The following is a 17,984-nucleotide window of genomic DNA, read 5'->3' on the forward strand; positions in this document are numbered from 1 at the left end:
TGCGTTTCGGGAGAAAACCGTACAGGAGCACGCAGAAAAAAACGGTAGGACGTCAGGGGAAGATGTGTACGAAAGGGCGATGCGTGGGGCGGTTTTTGATTCCCGGTGGTCCCTGGGGGCTGACGGGTGAGTGGCCGCTAGACAAGTTGAGCGCTTTAAACTAGCTTGCAATCAATGATTTCATTGATTGCAGGTGTTTTATGGCCAGCCTCACTATTCGAAACCTGGACGATCAGATAAAGGAACAACTGCGTATCGCGGCAGCCCATAACGGCCACTCCATGGAGGAAGAGGCCCGGCTGATTTTAGGGCGTGCCTTGGCAAGAGTGAGTCCTGAAGGTGGATTGGGGAGTCGCATTCGAAACAGATTCAGTGCCCTGGGCGGTGTGGAACTGGATCTGCCTGCGCGTGACGAAAAGGCCAATGCGGCGGATTTATCTGAATGATAGTGCTCGATACCAACGTGATTTCAGAGTTCATGCGTGCAGAGCCGAACGCCAGTGTCCTGGCCTGGGTTGATTTGCAGCCTGCAATGGAATTGGTCATTTGCGCTGTTACCGTGGCGGAAATTCTTCATGGTGTCGCCCGGCTGCCTTCCGGCAAGCGCAAGCAAAGGCTTGAAGCCCATGCAATGGCAATGTTCGAAGAGGATTTTGCTGGCCGGATCCTGCCTTTCGATGCCCATGCGGCGGTTGAGTACGCGACCCTCGTTGCGTCATGCGAGGCGAAGGGGAGGACGGCAGGCATGGCTGATGCACAGATTGCCGCTATTTGCCGTACTCACGGGGCGCTGATTGCAACCCGCAATACCAGGGACTTCGAGTTTCCAGGGGTTGACGTCATCAACCCCTGGAACGCTTGAAGGGGGCTTCATACATGACGCCCGTATTCCATCGGAACCGGGCGTTGTCCATGATCAAACCCTGAAGTGGCTGACCATCATCTGCAATTGATTGCCCAGCCGCGCCAGTTCCACGCTGGAAGCGGCGGTTTCTTCGCTGGCGGCGGCGGTCTGTTCTGACACGTCGCGCACGTTGATGATGCTGCGGCTGATCTCCTCGGCCACGGCGCTTTGCTGTTCGGCAGCAGCGGCGATCTGCTGGTTCATCGACTGGATGTTCGACACCGTGCGGGTGATGTTTCCGAGGGATTCCCCAGCCTTGCGCGTCAGGGCCACGCTGCTGTCGGTGAGGCTGCGGCTGTTGTTCATCACGGCGGCCACTTGCTGGGTACCGTTCTGCAGGCCGGCCACCAGGCCTTCGATTTCCTCGGTGGATTTCTGTGTGCGCTGGGCCAGGCCACGGACTTCGTCGGCCACCACGGCGAAACCACGCCCGGCTTCACCAGCGCGGGCCGCTTCGATGGCGGCGTTGAGCGCCAACAGGTTGGTCTGCTCGGCCACGGCCTTGATCACGTCCATGACGCTGCCGATCTTGTCGCTTTCCTGTTGCAGCACGGTCATGGCGTCGGTGGAACGCACCACTTCGCTGGCCAGGCGTTCGATCTGGGCGATGGCTTCGCTGACCACCTTGTCGCCGGCGCGGGCTTCGCCATCCGCGGCGGCGGCTGCCTGGGAGGCCTCTTCGGCGTTGCGCGCGACTTCCTGGACCGTGGCGGTCATCTCGTGCATGGCGGTCGCGACCTGGTCGGTCTCGACTTTCTGGCTGTTGACCCCGGCGCTGGTCTGCTCGGTCACGGCGGACAACTCTTCGGCGGCGCTGGCGATCTGAGTCACGCCATCGCGGATGCCGCTGATCAGGTCACGCAGGGTCACGCCCATGCGTGCGATGCCTTGTTGCAGTACGCCCAGTTCGTCACGGCGGGTGACGATGACGTTCTGCGACAGGTCGCCGCTGGCAATGCGTTCGACCACGGCCAGGGTTTCGCGCAGCGGGCCGGTGATCTGGCGCGTGATGATCACGGCGGCAATGACGCCCATCAGCAACGCCAGCAAGGTGCTGATCAGTTGCAGGGTGCGGGCCTGGGCGCTTTCAGCGTCGCGGCGGTCGAGTTGGATCTGGTACAGCTGCTCGCTCAAGGTCACGATGGTCGTGCCCTGGTCGGTCATTTCCTTGCGGGCCTGGACCACATCGGCGGTGGCCAGCTTGAAGGCCTGCACGGCGCTGCGGTACTGGGTCAGGGCGTTTTCCAGCTGGCGCAGTTCATCCTGGCGGCTGCTGGAGAAATGTTCATTCAAGGGCTTGAGCGACGCGATGGCGGCGTCCAGTTGGGCGATGGCCTTGCGTTCGGTGTCGGCGTTGCTATTGGCGGTATAGCCGCGCACTTCATAGCGGGCCAGCATGAAGGCCTGCTTGGCCTCGGTGATGGCCTGGAACTGGGCGAAACGTTCATCGCTGAGGGCCATGTGCCGCACGTCGGCGTCGATGGCTTCGATCAGCTTGTAGGCGACCTCGGCGTTCGCGCCCATGGCGTCGCGGGCGCTGTTGCCGGTGCGGTAGGCGCTGCGCATTTTGTTCAGGGAGACCTGATAGGCACTGATGACCGCGCTCTGCTCCTTGAGCAGCTTGACGTTTTCCGGGCTCTTGAAGCTGCTGAGCAGGGTGTTCTGTTGCGCCACGAAACCATCGAGGGTGGTCTGCACATTTTGTGCGGCGGTTTCGTCGCCATTGGTCAGCATGTATTGCAGGCGGGTGACGCGAAGTTTGGTCAGGCCGGCGTTGAGCTGAGTGATGTCGCTCATCCAGTTGCTGCGCTGGATCAGACCGCCCAGGCTGGTCCAACTGGTCAGGGCCAGCAGGCAGGTCAGGACCAGCACCAGGCCGAAGCCCAGGCCCAATTTCATGTTGACGCTAATGTTGCCAAACCAGCTATTCATCAAATTCCTCCAGGAACGTTGTGCTGCTTGATCATCGATTGGCTGGAAGATTGTTGTTGTTAAGAGCCAGCAAGAGCATGTAGCAGGGCTGTATCGGCGGGGGGGCTGGATCTGAAGCTTTTTTTCACATCGGTTTCACTGCCTGCCTACGTTGGCCTCTCTACTGTCGCGCCATCGAATGACTGGGTGGATGCCGTCGGGGCGGCTTGATGTGGAACTGAGACTGAGCCTTTTCGGCCTGACGCGCTCGATCGATACGCGCTGGTTTGCCCGTTACCAAAACACGCTGGTCGTGCTGGCTTCGGCGCTGCTGGTGATCCCGTTGACCTTCTGGTTGCTGAGCCCGGCAGCGGTGCCGGACCTGGCCCATGGCAATATCGCCGGTGCCCGTGGCTTGGCCGATGGCTGGGCCAAGGGCGAGATGATCGTGCTGGTGCGCCACGTCGAGCGCTGCGACCACTCCAAGGCCGCGTGCCTGAATGACCGCGAGGGCATCACGGACCGCGCCCGTGCCGTTGCGGTGGGCCTCGGTGCCCGGTTCGAGCAACTGGGCCTGGACAACGTCGACCTCTACAACAGCCCGCTGGTGCGTGCGACCCAGACGGTGGGGTACATGTTCAACAAGGTGAGCACCGGTGACGATTGGCTGATCAATTGCCGGCATGACCTGCTGCGTAATGCCCTGGCCCACAAGGTGGCGGGGCGCAACCTGATTCTGGTGACCCATAGCGAATGCATGCAGGCCATGGAAACCGCGCTCCAGCGCCCGACCTCGGCGTTCGGCTATGGCGCTTCGTTGTTCGTTTCCACCGCCCAGCCCCAAGCGCCACGCTTGCTTGGGTTTATCGAGGCCTCTGACTGGCACTCGGTGGCGTTTCAGTAACTTTTTCCACGATTAGGACCGCTCATGCTGACGTCTGCTCGCGCCCGTTTCTACGGACTCAACCTCGGAATTCCCTTGGTCTGTGCCGCCGTGGTGTTCTTGCTGTTCGACCTGACCCGCATCGACATCGCCATCAGCGATCTTTTCTACGATCCGCTGCACCAGGTCTTTCCGTTAGAGCACGTGCGGCTCTTTGAGCAAATCACCCACAAGTGGGCGAGGGTCATCCCGAACTGGACCGGCGAGGCGGCCATAGTGGGAGCGCTGTTGGCGTTTTTCTGGCCGATCTTCAAACCGGAAAAACACCCTAGGCTGCTTCGCCTGCTGGATAAGACCCGACTGAGCAAGCCACTGCGTTTTGCCCACAAGCACCGTCGCGACTTTCTCTACGTGGTCTTCGCCTTTTCCCTCAGCACGGGGGTGATCCATTACCTCAAGGGCCATACCAGCGTGTACTGCCCGGTGGAAACCACCCAGTACGCCGGCAAGATCGAGCACAAGGAATGGTTCCAGAATTTCGACCTGCTGAACGTCGCCGGTGACGGTCGTTGCTGGCCCGGCGGCCATGCGTCCGGCGGCTTCACCATGCTGGCGCTGTATTTCGTCGCCCGCCGCTACCGCTGGCGTCATTCGAAAGCCTTGATGTATGGGGCGCTGGCCTTGGGGTTTGTCTACGGCACGACCCGGGTCCTGCAGGGTTGGCACTACATGTCCCACACGTTCTGGGCGGGGATTTTCGTCTGGTTGAGTTGTTGGCTGATGGCGCTGCTGTTTTATGGACGGGCGGCCTTGGAGCAGCCTGCGTTGGGCAACGCACTTCGTCAGCCTGAACGCCAGGCAAAAAAAAGCCCGCTGGGAGCGCGGGCTAAAACCTTAGTTTCTTGAATGAGCGAGGGGACTTTACCCAATCACACGCAGGCGTGGTGTGAAGAAAAGTTCATGAGGCCGCGTCCTTGCACGACCTCATGGGCTTGGACGCTTCTCACCGCAGATCGAACCGATCCAGGTTCATCACTTTGACCCACGCCGCGATGAAGTCCTTGACGAACTGCTCCTGGGCATCCGGGCTGGCATAGACTTCGGCCAGGGCCCGCAGCTGCGCGTTGGAGCCGAAGACCAGGTCAACGCGCGTGCCGGTCCATTTGACCTGGCCGGACTTGCGGTCGCGAGCTTCGAAGGTTTCCTGGGTGTCGGAAAGGGCTTTCCATTCCACGCCCATGTCGAGCAGGTTGACGAAAAAGTCGTTGCTCAACGTCCCTGGCCGTTGAGTAAAGACACCGTGCGCCGTGTGGCCGACGTTGGTATCCAGTACCCGCAGGCCGCCAATCAGTGCCGTCATTTGCGGGGCACTGAGGGTCAGCAGTTGTGCCTTGTCGATCAGCAGCGCCTCGGCGGACACGCGGTACCGGCCCTTGAGGTAGTTGCGGAAACCATCGGCAATGGGCTCGAGAAAACCGAACGACTCGACGTCCGTCTGTTCCTGGCTCGCGTCCATGCGTCCTGGCGTGAAAGGTACCGTCACGCTGAGCCCGGCATTTTTCGCGGCCTGTTCAATACCGGCGCTGCCGGCCAGCACGATCAGGTCCGCCAGGGAGATTTTCTTGCCGTCGGCTTGGGCCGTATTGAACTCGCTCCGAACCTTTTCCAGGGTCGCCAGCACTTGGGCCAGTTGTTCTGGCTGGTTGGCTGGCCAATTCTTCTGCGGGGCCAGGCGCAGGCGGCCACCGTTGGCACCGCCGCGTTTGTCGGAACCACGGAAGGTGGAAGCCGCGGCCCACGCCGTGGACACCAGCTGTGAAACCGTGAGGCCCGCGGCCAGCAGCTTGCCTTTGAGGGCAGCGATGTCGCTGTCGTTGACCAGCGGATGGTCGACCGCCGGGATAGGGTCTTGCCACAGCAGCTCTTCGTTGGGCAGTTCCGGGCCGAGGTAGCGTGAGAGCGGGCCCATGTCACGGTGGATCAGCTTGAACCAGGCGCGGGCAAAGGCGTCGGACAACTGCTCCGGGTTCTCCAGGAAACGCCGGGAGATTTTTTCGTAGATCGGGTCGAAGCGCAGCGCCAGGTCGGTGGTCAGCATCGTTGGATTACGCCGTTTGGCCGGGTCATGGGCATCGGGGATGATGCCCGCGCCTGCGCCGTTTTTCGGTGTCCATTGATGCGCGCCTGCCGGGCTCTTGGTCAGTTCCCATTCGAAGCCGAACAGGTTCTCCAGGTAATTGTTGCTCCAGCGGGTGGGCGTGGTGGTCCAGGTGACTTCCAGGCCACTGGTGATGGTGTCGGGCCCCTTGCCGGTGCCGAAGGTGCTCTTCCAGCCCAGGCCTTGCAGCTCCAGGCCAGCGGCTTCGGGCTCGGCACCGACATTGTCCGCAGGCCCGGCGCCGTGGGTCTTGCCGAAGGCGTGGCCGCCGGCAATCAGTGCCACGGTTTCTTCGTCGTCCATCGCCATGCGGGCGAAGGTTTCGCGAATATCCAGCCCGGCGGCGACCGGGTCCGGCTGGCCCTCGGGGCCTTCCGGGTTGACGTAGATCAGCCCCATCTGCACGGCGGCCAGCGGGTTCTCCAGATTGCGTCCTTCGTCAGTGCGGCTTTCTTCGTTGCCAGGTTCGGCCACCAATTGGCCCTCGCCGGGATCCTGCATGGCGGCTTTGTCGGGCTTGCCATAGCGGACATCGCCCCCCAGCCATTTGTTTTCGGAACCCCAGTAGACGTCTTCATCCGGCTCCCAGACATCGGCGCGACCACCGGAAAAGCCGAAGGTCTTGAAGCCCATGGACTCCAGCGCGACGTTGCCGGTAAGGACGATCAGGTCGGCCCAGGAGATGTTGCGACCATACTTCTGCTTGATCGGCCACAGCAGCCGACGCGCCTTGTCGAGGCTGACGTTGTCGGGCCAGCTGTTGAGCGGTGCAAACCGCTGCTGGCCGGAACCGGCCCCACCGCGCCCATCACCGGTGCGGTAAGTGCCTGCACTGTGCCAGGCCATGCGGACAAAGAGCGGCCCATAGTGGCCGAAGTCCGCCGGCCACCAGTCTTGCGAGTCGGTCATCAGCGCATTCAGGTCTTGTTTCAAGGCCTGGAAGTCCAGGCGCTTGAACGCTTCGGCATAGTTGAAATCCTCGCCCATTGGGTCGGACAGCGAGGAGTGCTGGTGCAGGATCTTCAGATTCAGTTGGTTCGGCCACCAGTCGCGGTTCGTCGTGCCACCGCCAGCGGCGTGATTGAACGGGCATTTCGATTCGTTTGCCATGAGAAGCTACCTTTGGTCGTATTCATCCAGCTATCCAGCCCGGCGGGCTTCGAATAGCGACAGGCGAAATAAATGACACAGGGCGCAGGGCTCACAGTTCGCTCAACTGATCATGTTTGGCTACGCGGCAACATCTAATTGCCAGTACGGTGGCCCACGGCAAGCCCAGTACGTTTCTGAACGCTTCGTATCTCTTGTCAGGTTTCACGGGCCGGATTACACCAGCCTGAATTCAGGCTAGTCCTCCTTTGCCAGATAGCTAATAGGCGCAGTATTAACGGTCGATAGGGATAATCTTTTATCGGCGCCCGGCGGTGAGGCAGATGATATGAACGGCGCCTGCCGTGACGGACCCCATCATGAACAAATGCCCGCGCAGCACGGCCTTCCACGAAGCCGGTCATGCCCTGGCCTTTTGGTGGAATGGCCTACCGATAAAGCGCATCACCGTGCGTACCAAGGTCGAAGCCTGGGCGGGGCCGCTGTTCGACCTGCGCGGCAACCCGCAGTACGCAGAAGGCTTGGTCGAAGCCGACTACCTTGTTTCGCGCCCGGCCTTCGACGCGCCGGGGATCGCTGAATACCTGCCCTCGATGATCGATGCTATCGAGCGTGACCTGCTCCATTGCTTCGCCGGGCCTGTGGCCGAAGCGGTCTACCGGCACCGAAGGTCCGACCGGCTGTTCAGGGGCAGCGGCCGGGGTGACCTGGACCGGGGGCACGAGCTGATCAGCCTGCTGCCACCGCGCAAGCTGCTCGACGCCCAAGCCCAGGCCATCGCTCGTTGCAGTTGCCTGGTGCACCGTTACTGGCCGGCGGTCAGCGCCGTGGCGGGCTTTCTGCAAGAGCATGGCACGGTTGAAGGGAACGCCGTCACAGCGCTGCTGTGTGAGATGACCGGGGAGCGGCCGATGTTGCTCGGCCATCAAGTGGCAAGCCTCGATTCGTGATCAAGGCGTTGCCACTACTCGCTAGCGCTTCACTGTTTCCTCAAGAGAGAAGCGTCCCAGTGGGTTTTGTTGGAAGTGCTCGATGTTCTTGCGCGAAATATTGATGTACGGGCTGTAGTAGAGATCGATCCAGTTGACGTCCTGCTTGGCGATTGCCTGAAGGTCGGTATACATCTGCTTGCGCTTGGTCGGGTCCACTTCTACCCGCGCGGCCGCGACCAGATCCTTGACCTTGTCGTTCTTGTAGCGGGTCATGTAATTCATGTTGGTGTCATGTCCCAGCACGAAGGTGGTCTTCTGGTCCGGGTCGAGGATGTCGTTGGTCCAGTACATCACGGACAGATCGTAGTCGCCGTCGATCAGCATTTGCCAACTCTGGGTTGGGTCGACTTTCTGCAAGGTGGCTGTCACGCCGACTGCTGCGAGCTGTTGCTGGACCAGCACGGCGATCTGCTCGTCGGCTTCATTGCCCGCATTGACCACATAGTTGAGCTTCAGGCCTGAAGCGCCTGCATCGGCCAGCATTTTTTTGGCTTTTTCCGGGTCGTACGGGCGCTGCAGATTATCGGCATTGTGATAAAGCGCTCCTTTAGGAATGTAGGAATAAGCCACCTGGCCATGGCCGAAGGTCACGGTATCGACCAGGGATTTCTTGTTGATCGCAAGGTCCAGGGCCTGACGTACTTCAGGCTTGCCCAGCAGGCCGTGCTCATGGTTGATCAGCAGATGATCCTCACGGGTGGAGGGATCCATGTGTACGACCAGGTTGGGATCTTTCTTCAGGGTTTCGACGCGCGAGAAGGGCACGAAGATCGCCGAATCCAGTTCACCGGCCTGTACCTTCAACATCCGCGTATTGTCATCCGGGATGGAGATCCATTCCACGCCATCCAGGCTCACCTTGTCGGCCTGCCAGAAGTGGGGGTTCTTTTCCAGCACTACGCGATCACCGCGTAGCCACTCCTTGACGATAAAGGCGCCAGAGGCGACGGGGTCCTGGGCATAGGCTTCCTCACCCATTTTCTCCATGGCCTTTTGCGACAGGATGGAGACGTTGGGTAACGCCAGCTGCGCGAGGAAGGGCACTGAAGGGCTCGTGAGTGTCACCACCAGTGTCTGCGGGTCGGTTGCCTGGGCCTTGTCGATAATCTTGTAGGAGTCGCTCCACAACGACCCTTTGTTGTCGCGGATTCGCAACAGACTGAACGCTGCATCGCTGGCGGTAATCGCTGAGCCGTCGGAGAACTTGGCCGAGCGCAGTTTGAAGGTATAGGTCATGCCATCGTCGGAAACCTGCCAGCTTTCGGCCAGCCCCGGTACCAGCTGGGTGCCGGTATTGTCGACGCGCACCAATACGTCGTAGACATTGGAGAACACCCAGTTATCACGGTTCTGCGCGCTTTTGATCGGGTCGAACGTCGTACTTTCTTCACGGCAACCGATGGTCAGCACGCCTGCTGCCTGGGCGACACCGGCCGCCAGTGTGCAAACGGTCAACGTCGCGGCGGTCAGCAACTTCAAGTGTTTCGATCGCATGGTCAAACTCCCTATTGATGAATGTTTTTTAGAGCAATGGCTCTCCGAGCACACAGCTATAACGATGTCCATTGATGTCATGGCTGGGGGGCGGCGTTTTCGCGCAGATGGGTTGTGCATACCGGCAGCGCGGGTGAAAAACGCAGCCGGATGGAAGGTTCAGGGGGCTGGGTGGCTCGCCAGGCAGGGGGGCGCTCAGCAACGGTCGAGTCGGGTCGATGTGTGGAATGGACTGGATCAACGCGACGGTATAAGGATGCCGCGGGCTGCTGAACACGGCCTCCGTGGGCCCTTGCTCGACGATCTCGCCGAGGTACATCACGGCGACCCGATCACAGAGCCGCCGAACGATCGCCAGGTCGTGAGCGATGAACAGAATCGCCAGGTTCATGCGCTGTCGCAGCTCCAGCAGCAGGTTGATGATCTGTCCCTGGATGGAAACGTCCAGCGCGGCCACGCATTCATCGGCGATGATCAACCGTGGCTCGATGGCCAGCGCCCGAGCGATCCCCACACGTTGGCATTGACCGCCACTCAACGAACCCGGTTTGCGGTGGGCCAGCTCCGGTCGCAGGCCGACCAGGTTCAGCAGTTCATCGACCCGCTGGCGAATCAGCGAGGAAGGAATCGCACAGCGCACTCGCAGCACTTCAGCCAGGGTGTCGCCAATGCTCATCCGTGGATTGAGGGCGGTATAAGGATCCTGGAAAATCATCGCGGTTTCGTGGCGCAGTCGCTCGATGTCGATCCGCTTGCCTTGAGCCATATCCACGCCATCGAACAGGATTTGTCCGGCGCTGACCTCAGTGAGGCGCAAGATGGCCCGACCCAGGGTGCTCTTGCCGCTGCCCGACTCCCCCACCAACCCAAGCACCTCTCCGGCGGCCAGACTCAGCGACACGCCATTGACGGCTTTCACCCATTGCCTGTTGATTCCGAACGGACCACTGCCAGGGGCGGCAAAGCGCACCTGCAGATCTTTCACGTGCAACAGGGTCATGACGAAGCTTCCACAGGCAGCGGGTAATGGCAGGCAACTCGGTGTGCCTCTGTCGTGACTTGCATCTGTGGCAACAGCCGCGTGCACTGGCTGCCCTGTTGAAGGCAGCGAGGATTGAAGCGGCAACCGGTGGGCAGCGCATCCAGCAGAGGCGGCTGGCCGGCGATGGTTTTGAGCATGGCATGGCCGGCGCTGGTAGCCGGTTGGCAGTCGATCAGGGCCGCCGTATAGGGATGTCGTGGGTGAGCCAGCAGATCAAGCTTGTTGCCGTGTTCGCAGAGCCGACCGGCGTACATCACCGCGATGGAATCACAGGTCTGGGCGACGATCCCCAGGTCGTGGGTGATCATGATGATTGACAGCCCACGTTGGTCGCGCAAATCCAGGAGCAGGCGCAGGATCTGTGCCTGTACCGTGACATCCAGGGCAGTGGTCGGCTCATCGGCGATCAGCACCTGGGGGTTGCAACCCAATGCCACGGCGATCATGGCGCGTTGACGCATGCCACCGGAAAACTCATGGGGATAACTGTCGACCCGCGTTAGCGGATCGGGAATGCCCACCTGGCGTAACACATCAATGGCCTTCGCCCGTGCTTCACGCTTGGACGCCCCCTGATGCAGGCGTATGCCCTCGCCGATCTGTTCGCCAATACGCATCAACGGGTCAAGATGACTGCCGGGATTCTGAAAAATCATCCCTAGCCGCCGACCCCGTATGCCCCGCATGTCGGCTTCATCCAGTGTCAGCAGGTCCTTGCCGGCAAGGCGCACGGCCTTGCCTTGGACCCGCAGGTTTGCAGAGGGCAGCAAGCGCATCAAGGCCCGGCAGGCCATCGTCTTGCCTGAGCCGCTTTCACCCACCAGACCGAGGATTTCGCCTTCGGCCAAGTCAAATGACACGCGATCCACCAGCGTGACCTCGTCCTCACCGTGGCCGGCGATCACGCTGAGGTCCTCGACGTGCAGCACCGGTGTGCTCATGGGCGTTCTCCGAGGTGCTCGGCGACACCGTCGGCCAGCAGACTGAAGCCCATGGCCAAGGTGACGATCGCCAGTCCCGGGAAGGTGCAGATCCACCAGGCGTTGGTGATGAAACTCTGGCCCTCGGCGACCATCGTGCCCCACTCGGCGGTGGGTGGCTGAACCCCCAGGCCGAGATAGCTGACCGCCGCCCCATTGAGCAGTACCAGCACTGCGTCGGACATGGAAAACACGATCGAACCGAACATGGCATTGGGCAACAGGTGCCGAAACAGTATGCGTCCATGGCCGAAGCCCAGGCTTTTGGCCGCCAAGGCGAAATCGCTTTGCTTGAGCACCAGGATCTGCGAACGGATCAGCCGTGCATAGGACACCCAGCCCACCAGGGCCATTGCAATATAAAAGCTGCTCAGGCCGGGGCCGAGGATGGCCATGATTGCCAACATCAGCACCAGGAAGGGGAAGGCCAGGATAATATCGATCAGGCGCATGCAGATCGTGTCGAAGCGGCCACCGATATAGCCGGCCAAGGCGCCGACGCAAGTGCCGATCAAGAACGGGAAAACCACTCCGATCACGGAAATCTGCAAGTCGATGCGCGCACCCCAGATCACTCGGGAAAGAACGTCGCGACCGAAATTGTCCGTGCCGAACGGATGGGCCAGGCTCGGCCCCAGCAGGCGAATATCGGTGTTCTGGGCAATCGGATCGAAGGGCGCGACCCAGGGTGCCAAGAGGGCGAGCAACAGCCAGCCAAACAGGATCGCCAGGCCTAGCACGGTGGCCAGGCGACCGTTGCGCAAGCCGAAACGCAGCGCAAGACGCCAGGCGGGACTGAGGGTCTGGCCGCTCATCGCATGTTCACCCGCGGATCAATCATCACGGTCAGCACATCGGCGAGGAAATTGACCGTGACGGTGGCGAGGGCCAGCACCATGGCCACGCCTTGGACCACCATGTAGTCGCGGGTAAAGATGCCGCGTACCAGCAATTGACCGATGCCGGGAATGGCAAACAGACTTTCGATGACCACCGTGCCGCTGATCAACCAGCCGATGTTTACCGCCAGCAGGTTGACCGCCGGTACGAGGGAGTTGGGCAGCACATGCCGGCGAAATATCGCCCGCTCGGACAAGCCCCGGGCCCGTGCGGCGGTGGCATGATCGGCTTGTAGCTCCATGAGCATGCTGGCGCGCAGGTTGCGCACCAGAACGGCGGAGAGTGCCAAGGCAATGGTCAGGCACGGCAAAACCATGTGATGCAGTTTGTCCCACCCTGTACGTCCATAGCCTGAGACCGGGAACAGTCCCAACTGCACACTGAGCAGCAGGATCAACATGATGCCGAGCCAGAATGCCGGCATGCCGAGCCCTGCCGTGGTGAACAGGCGAATCAGATGATCCTGCCAACCGCTCTTGTTGCGTGCCGCTACCGTGGCCAGTGGCACGGCAATCAGCAGCGCCAGCAGTACGCTGCCGAGCACCAGGAACAGGGTTGGCTCAATGCGGGTACTGATCAGCTGCAAGGCATCGACTTTGTAGAGCAGCGATTGGCCGAGATCGCCTTTGAGCAGGTTCTTGAGAAAGTAGAAGTACTGCATCCACAAGGGCTGGTCGAGCCCGTACTGGGCACGAATCCTGATCAGCGCCTCCGGCGTGCTGCGCGAGCCCAGCAGCGCCCTGGCGGGGTCCCCGGGAATTGAGCGCACGAGCACAAAGGTGATCATGCTGATGCCAAACAGCACCGGCAATAGCTGTAGCGGGCGCGACAGTATGAAACGGTAGCGCGCCAGGTTCATGGGCTAGTTCCGATGGCGGTGCAGAAAGTCCAGCAGGACTGGGAAGTAGGCTTGGGGCTCTTCGTAGAACGGCATGTGGCTGCTGTTGGGGAACACATTCAGTTGTACATCCTTGAGCGCCATTTTCATGCGCATCGCACAGGCTGGCGTCAGTTCATCATGTTGACCGGTGGTGATCAGCACAGGCATTTCGAAGCCGGCCATCTGCTCGATGCGATTCCAGTCCTTGAGATTGCCGGTATAGAGAAATTCGTTGGGGCCCTGCATGGTCATGTAAGGCCCCATGTTCCAGTCGCCCAGGGAACGTGTCACCGGTGCTGGCCACTCGTCCAGACGGCAGACATGGCGATAGTTGAGCAGGGTGATGGCCGCCTGGTATTGCGGATGATCCAGGGTGCCCAAGGCTTCATGACGCTGCATCATCGCGACGGTCTCACTGCCCAGGGCAGCCCGCAGACGCTCCAGTTCCAGGGACAGATGAGGAATATCGCCGGCGGTATTTTCCAGGATCAGGGTTTTCAGCGATTGAGGGTGATGAATGGCGTACTCGATCGCCAGCCAGCCACCCCAGGAGTGCCCCAGCAGGTGCACTTTGCCCAGGTCGAGGGCTTGGCGGACGGTCTCTACCTCCGCCACATAGCGGGTGATGTCCCACAGGGATTCGTCAGTAGGCCTGGCCGAGGCGCCGGTACCCAACTGATCGAAAGCGATGACCCGCAAGCCCTTTTCCTTGAGCCAGCCATGGCTGTCACGCAGATAATCGCAAGGCAATCCCGGCCCGCCATTGAGGCACAACAGCACGTCGTCGCCGTCGCCAAAGCCATAGGCCACCAGACGATGACCATCGACTTCCACGTCGTACCGCTGGTCTGGCTCGATCTCACGCCACATCATTGCTCTCCTGCTCAGGTGCGCCCGTTGGCTAAACCTTACCGAGGAAGCTACGCGCCCATAAGCTAGCAATTCTTATAGGTTTGATCTCTGGCATTCCCTCGCTCAGGCGTGGCATTCTACTTGCACGATTTCAGGATTGAAATTAATAAGGGAGCTGAATGGATGCAGGCCAAGCTGTCTGACTTCAATACCCGTCTTTTGTCTGGCAGGAGCCTGGACGAACAGATGGATAACACCCTGGGGATGGTCCAGGCGTTAGGCTTTGATGCCTTGGTGTACGACTACAGTCCGGTGCCGCTGGATCATGATGGGGCACTGATTACCCCGGCTGTGCTGAAGTTGCGCAATACCCCCCGTGATTGGCACTCGCTCTGGTGTGAAGAAGGTTATTACCAGATCGACCCCGTCCAGCATCTGGCAATCAATGCCATATCTCCTTTTGTCTGGTCCTATCGACCGGAGGCCGACACAGTGCTGCAGCCGTTCATCGGCCAGAGTCATGCACCGGTCGTGAGCTACCTGCAGGATTCGCGCATGACCTGTGGCGTGACGGTGCCGATGCATTTGCCCAAAGGTGGCTTTGCGACATTGACCGGGCTGCGCACCGATACGAAGGGGAGCACCCTGCAGGATGTGCGGCAAACGCTGGGCGACTTCAGCCTGATTTCCCATGCCCTGCAAGAGGCGGCTTTTCCGCTGCTCGGCAAGGAAGCCCGCGCATGTCCGGTTCGCCTGACCAAACGCGAGCGTGAGTGCTTGAGATTAGCCGCTGAAGGGTTGACGGCGGCGGACATCGCCAGGCAACTGAATCGTTCCTTGGCCACCATCACCCTCCACCTGACTTCTGCAATGCACAAGCTCGGCGCCAGGAATCGGGTCCAGGCGGTGGTCAGGGCGGTGCACTATCGGTTGCTCGATAGCTGAAATCGGGTAAAAACCTATCTGTTTCTCTAGTTATTCCGCCGTCCAGTCCCCGGTATCGTGTTCCGCAGTATTTCTAGGGAGCGGCACGAAATGGATCTTCCCGTAACGCACGAAGGCTTTGCGCCTTTTGGTCCGTATCAGACCTGGTATCGCATCACTGGCGACTTCAGCAGTGGCCGTACGCCGCTGCTGATCCTGCATGGCGGCCCGGGCTGTACACACGATTATGTCGATGCCTTCAAGGATGTTGCCAACAGTGGCTATCCGGTGATTCATTACGACCAACTGGGCAATGGGCGTTCCACCCATCTTCCGGAAAAAGCTCCCTCGTTCTGGAACGTGGCGCTCTTTCTCGATGAGTTGGAGAACCTGCTGGATCATCTGGGCATTCGCGACAATTACGCACTGTTGGGGCAATCCTGGGGCGGCATGTTGGCCAGCGAACATGCGGTGCTCCAGCCCGCGGGCTTGCGCGCGTTGATTATCGCCAACTCCCCGGCGGACATGTCCACGTGGCTCCTGGAAGTCAATCGCTTGCGCCAGCTTCTACCCATTGAGGTGCAGCAAACACTGCTCAAGCACGAGCGGGCTGGAACCTTGACGTCTACCGAGTATTTTGAGGCCGCTCGGGTTTTCTACGACCGTCATGTCTGCCGTGTCACGCCCTGGCCCGATGAAGTCGCCCGTACCTTTGCCCAGATCGATGCCGATCCTACCGTTTACCACGCCATGAATGGCCCCACCGAATTCCATGTGATCGGCAGCATGAAGGACTGGTCCATCACCGATCGCTTGCCTCGGATCAGCGTGCCGACCCTGCTGATTTCAGGCCGATACGATGAAGCGACGCCGTTGGTGGTCAAACCCTATGTGGATCATGTTCCCGACATTCGCTGGGCGTTGTTCGAACACTCCAGCCATATGCCCCATATCGAGGAGCGGATGGCTTGCATGGGAACCGTGGTGAGTTTCCTGGATGAGTGTCTGTAGGCGTCTGCGCAATCCGAGCAGTCGTTTTGTGTAGTGTTTTTCGACGCGTCCTGTGAGACGCGTCTCTTTTTTGAATGGAAAATTCCCGCTCTCTTGAACCGAAAGCGATATGCAGGGTCTGGTGTGCGCGTGGTTTTGCGCATCAGCAACGTGGGTGTTTCATGGGGGTAAGCCGGCATTCGGCTCTTCGTCCGCTCACGAGCTTGCTGTCATTTTCTGCATCGAGGGATCGAACATGTTCTCACCCGCCCTGTGGGCGAGGTCGTGCCTGGCTTTGCTGTGCCTGTCTCCGCTAACACTTGCTTATGCTGCGCCAACCCCCGGTGACACGGACCTGATTCGTGAGCGCCAGGACCGTCTGCTCGAAGAGCAGCGTCGGCGTCTGGAAGAGCTCAAGGACCTGCCCGGCAAGGACGCGAAGCCGGCCCAGCCCACTGCACCTGCCGATACCCGTTGCTTCCCGATCAAGACCATCGAGCTCAAGGGCGCCGATGCGTTGTCCGAGGGCGAGCGCCAACGCCTGCTCAAACCTTTCCTCAACCAGTGCCTGGGCGTGCCGCAGCTTAACCAGTTGCTCAAGGTCATTACCGACCACTACCTGGAGAAGGGCCTGGTCACCAGTCGCGCCTATTTGCCGCAACAGGACCTGTCCAGCGGTCACCTGCAAGTGCTGGTCGTCGAGGGCCGCCTGGAAGGCCTGAAAGGTGCCGAGAACAGCCAGCTGTCGGACCGTGAGTTGGCGATGGCGTTTCCCGGCAAAACCGGCGATTTGCTCAACCTGCGGGAGATGGAGCAGATGGTCGATCAACTGAACCGTTTGCCGTCCAACCGTGCGCAAATGGAGCTGACCCCCGGGCAAAACATCGGTGGCAGCGAAGTGCGGGTCAACAACACCCCGCAGAAACCCTGGCGCGCCGGCCTGTCACGGCATAACGATGGGCAGAAAAGCACCGGCGAGCAGCAATGGGGCGCTTCCCTGGATTGGGACAGCCCCTTGGGCCTGGCTGACCAACTGGCCTTGCGCGGCGGCCACGATGCCGTCAGCGACCATCAGAAAACCTCACGCAATGGCATGCTCTATTACAACCTGCCGTTTGGCTGGTGGAACCTGAGCTACACCTACAGCGAGAGCGAGTACCGCGCGCTGGGCCAGGCCAACGGCTTCAATTTCAAGCAGAGTGGCGACAGCCAGAACCATCAGGTGCGCCTGGAGCGAGTGGTCCATCGCGATGCCGTGAGCAAGACTTCACTCAACACCGGCCTTTCGTACCTGCGCACCAACAATTTCATCGAAGACAGCAAGCTTGCCGAAAGCAGCAATCGCATCAGCGAGGCGCAGTTCGGCATCAACCATGGCCGGCGGATCGGCAATGCCTTCGTCAACCTCGACCTGGGCCTGCAACAAGGTATCGGCGCTCTCGATGCCCAGGGCGATCATGAGCCGGGGCCTGGGCTGCCGGACGCGCGTTATCGCAAGTACACCGCCACCCTCAGCTATTTGCAGCCTTTCATGTTGGGTGGCGAGTCCTTCAGCTTCAGCAGCCTGATGACCGGCCAGCGCAGCGAGGACGTGCTGTTCAGCCCCCAGCGCATGAGCCTGGGCGGCCTGTCGTCGGTTCGCGGCTACAAGGACCAGACGCTGTCCGGGGACAGCGGCGGCTACTGGCGCAACGACCTGCGCTGGAGCCGCCCGGTGACCATGGAGTGGCTGCGCCCGGTGTTTGCCGAATATGGCACCAGCCTCGGTTATGACCAGGGCGTGATTCGCGGTAATCGCTACAACGGTAGCGAGCACGGGCGCATGTCGAGCAACTCGCTGGAGCTGTTCGCCCGCGGTGAGCACCTGAACGCCAGCGTCACCTTCGCCCATTCCCTGGAACGTCCGGATGCCCTGACCGAGCGCGAAGCGCCGATCTACTTCCGCTTGGATGTATCTATTTAAC

Annotated in this window: 16 protein-coding genes and 1 pseudogene; 8 read left to right on the forward strand and 9 right to left on the reverse strand. The window is 60.5% G+C overall.

Going from position 1 to position 17,984, the window contains the following annotated elements; all coding sequences use genetic code 11:
• Window positions 1-200: 200 nt before the first annotated feature.
• Window positions 201-446, forward strand: coding sequence for a FitA-like ribbon-helix-helix domain-containing protein (locus tag ACZ5M5_RS03890; RefSeq protein ID WP_060739269.1), 246 nt, complete (start codon window positions 201-203; stop codon window positions 444-446).
• A complete protein-coding gene (locus ACZ5M5_RS03895) occupies window positions 443-862 on the forward strand; it encodes a type II toxin-antitoxin system VapC family toxin (protein WP_060739268.1) in 420 nt (139 codons plus the stop codon). Before ACZ5M5_RS03890 ends, ACZ5M5_RS03895 begins: the two co-directional genes overlap by 4 nt.
• Before the next feature lie 54 nt (window positions 863-916).
• Here ACZ5M5_RS03895 and ACZ5M5_RS03900 read toward each other — a convergent pair whose 3' ends face one another.
• Together ACZ5M5_RS03900 and ACZ5M5_RS03905 are read right to left on the reverse strand one after the other, a co-directional pair.
• The gene (locus ACZ5M5_RS03900) at window positions 917-1,780 is read right to left on the reverse strand and encodes a methyl-accepting chemotaxis protein (RefSeq protein WP_371857826.1); all 864 of its coding nucleotides are present in this window, start codon (window positions 1,778-1,780) and stop codon (window positions 917-919) included.
• A 42-nt stretch (window positions 1,781-1,822) separates the two neighbouring features.
• Window positions 1,823-2,836, reverse strand: a pseudogene (locus ACZ5M5_RS03905) (methyl-accepting chemotaxis protein); the annotation flags it as partial.
• 211 nt (window positions 2,837-3,047) lie between these two features.
• Between ACZ5M5_RS03905 and pmrG the strand changes: the two are divergent.
• Both pmrG and ACZ5M5_RS03915 read left to right on the forward strand, forming a co-directional pair.
• Complete coding sequence (gene pmrG, locus ACZ5M5_RS03910) at window positions 3,048-3,719, forward strand: lipopolysaccharide core heptose(II)-phosphate phosphatase PmrG (RefSeq protein ID WP_371919211.1); 672 nt, start codon at window positions 3,048-3,050, stop codon at window positions 3,717-3,719.
• 24 nt (window positions 3,720-3,743) lie between these two features.
• Window positions 3,744-4,604, forward strand: coding sequence for a phosphatase PAP2 family protein (locus tag ACZ5M5_RS03915; RefSeq protein ID WP_103308588.1), 861 nt, complete (start codon window positions 3,744-3,746; stop codon window positions 4,602-4,604).
• 97 nt (window positions 4,605-4,701) lie between these two features.
• Here the strand turns inward: ACZ5M5_RS03915 and katG are convergent, their stop codons facing one another.
• Window positions 4,702-6,966: a catalase/peroxidase HPI gene (gene katG / locus ACZ5M5_RS03920; protein ID WP_464738620.1), complete on the reverse strand. Its 2,265-nt coding sequence runs from the start codon at window positions 6,964-6,966 to the stop codon at window positions 4,702-4,704.
• Between the two features lie 359 nt (window positions 6,967-7,325).
• Here katG and ACZ5M5_RS03925 point away from each other — a divergent pair, with 359 nt between their 5' ends.
• Entirely contained in the window at window positions 7,326-7,916 is a 591-nt protein-coding gene (locus tag ACZ5M5_RS03925) for a hypothetical protein (protein ID WP_060739265.1), read from the forward strand.
• Between the two features lie 21 nt (window positions 7,917-7,937).
• Here ACZ5M5_RS03925 and ACZ5M5_RS03930 read toward each other — a convergent pair whose 3' ends face one another.
• The 6 genes from ACZ5M5_RS03930 to ACZ5M5_RS03955 are packed head-to-tail and all read right to left on the reverse strand — an operon-like array spanning window position 7,938 to window position 14,124.
• A complete protein-coding gene (locus tag ACZ5M5_RS03930; protein ID WP_060739264.1) occupies window positions 7,938-9,452 on the reverse strand; it encodes an ABC transporter substrate-binding protein in 1,515 nt (504 codons plus the stop codon).
• Window positions 9,453-9,480: 28 nt separating this feature from the next.
• On the reverse strand, window positions 9,481-10,452 hold the full coding sequence (locus ACZ5M5_RS03935; protein WP_464738621.1) for an ABC transporter ATP-binding protein: 972 nt from the start codon (window positions 10,450-10,452) through the stop codon (window positions 9,481-9,483).
• Complete coding sequence (locus ACZ5M5_RS03940) at window positions 10,449-11,435, reverse strand: ABC transporter ATP-binding protein (RefSeq protein ID WP_464738622.1); 987 nt, start codon at window positions 11,433-11,435, stop codon at window positions 10,449-10,451. The genes ACZ5M5_RS03935 and ACZ5M5_RS03940 overlap by 4 nt, the downstream gene beginning before the upstream one ends.
• Window positions 11,432-12,289 (reverse strand): ABC transporter permease, encoded by an 858-nt coding sequence (locus tag ACZ5M5_RS03945; RefSeq protein ID WP_464738623.1) that lies wholly within the window; start codon window positions 12,287-12,289, stop codon window positions 11,432-11,434. Before ACZ5M5_RS03945 ends, ACZ5M5_RS03940 begins: the two co-directional genes overlap by 4 nt.
• On the reverse strand, window positions 12,286-13,233 hold the full coding sequence (locus ACZ5M5_RS03950) for an ABC transporter permease (protein WP_060739260.1): 948 nt from the start codon (window positions 13,231-13,233) through the stop codon (window positions 12,286-12,288). The genes ACZ5M5_RS03945 and ACZ5M5_RS03950 overlap by 4 nt, the downstream gene beginning before the upstream one ends.
• A 3-nt stretch (window positions 13,234-13,236) precedes the next feature.
• A complete protein-coding gene (locus ACZ5M5_RS03955; RefSeq protein ID WP_192262930.1) occupies window positions 13,237-14,124 on the reverse strand; it encodes a proline iminopeptidase-family hydrolase in 888 nt (295 codons plus the stop codon).
• Window positions 14,125-14,289: 165 nt separating this feature from the next.
• Between ACZ5M5_RS03955 and ACZ5M5_RS03960 the strand changes: the two genes are divergently transcribed.
• The 3 genes from ACZ5M5_RS03960 to ACZ5M5_RS03970 all read left to right on the forward strand — a co-directional run bounded on the left by ACZ5M5_RS03960 (window position 14,290) and on the right by ACZ5M5_RS03970 (window position 17,983).
• Window positions 14,290-15,051: a LuxR family transcriptional regulator gene (locus ACZ5M5_RS03960; RefSeq protein WP_060739258.1), complete on the forward strand. Its 762-nt coding sequence runs from the start codon at window positions 14,290-14,292 to the stop codon at window positions 15,049-15,051.
• A 90-nt stretch (window positions 15,052-15,141) separates the two neighbouring features.
• Window positions 15,142-16,041 carry a proline iminopeptidase-family hydrolase gene (locus ACZ5M5_RS03965; protein WP_464738624.1) on the forward strand — a complete coding sequence of 300 codons (900 nt, stop codon included), beginning with the start codon at window positions 15,142-15,144 and terminating at the stop codon, window positions 16,039-16,041.
• Between the two features lie 235 nt (window positions 16,042-16,276).
• A complete protein-coding gene (locus ACZ5M5_RS03970; protein ID WP_060739256.1) occupies window positions 16,277-17,983 on the forward strand; it encodes a ShlB/FhaC/HecB family hemolysin secretion/activation protein in 1,707 nt (568 codons plus the stop codon).
• Window position 17,984 lies beyond the last annotated feature (1 nt).

This window comes from Pseudomonas sp. Van50 (assembly GCF_055390755.1).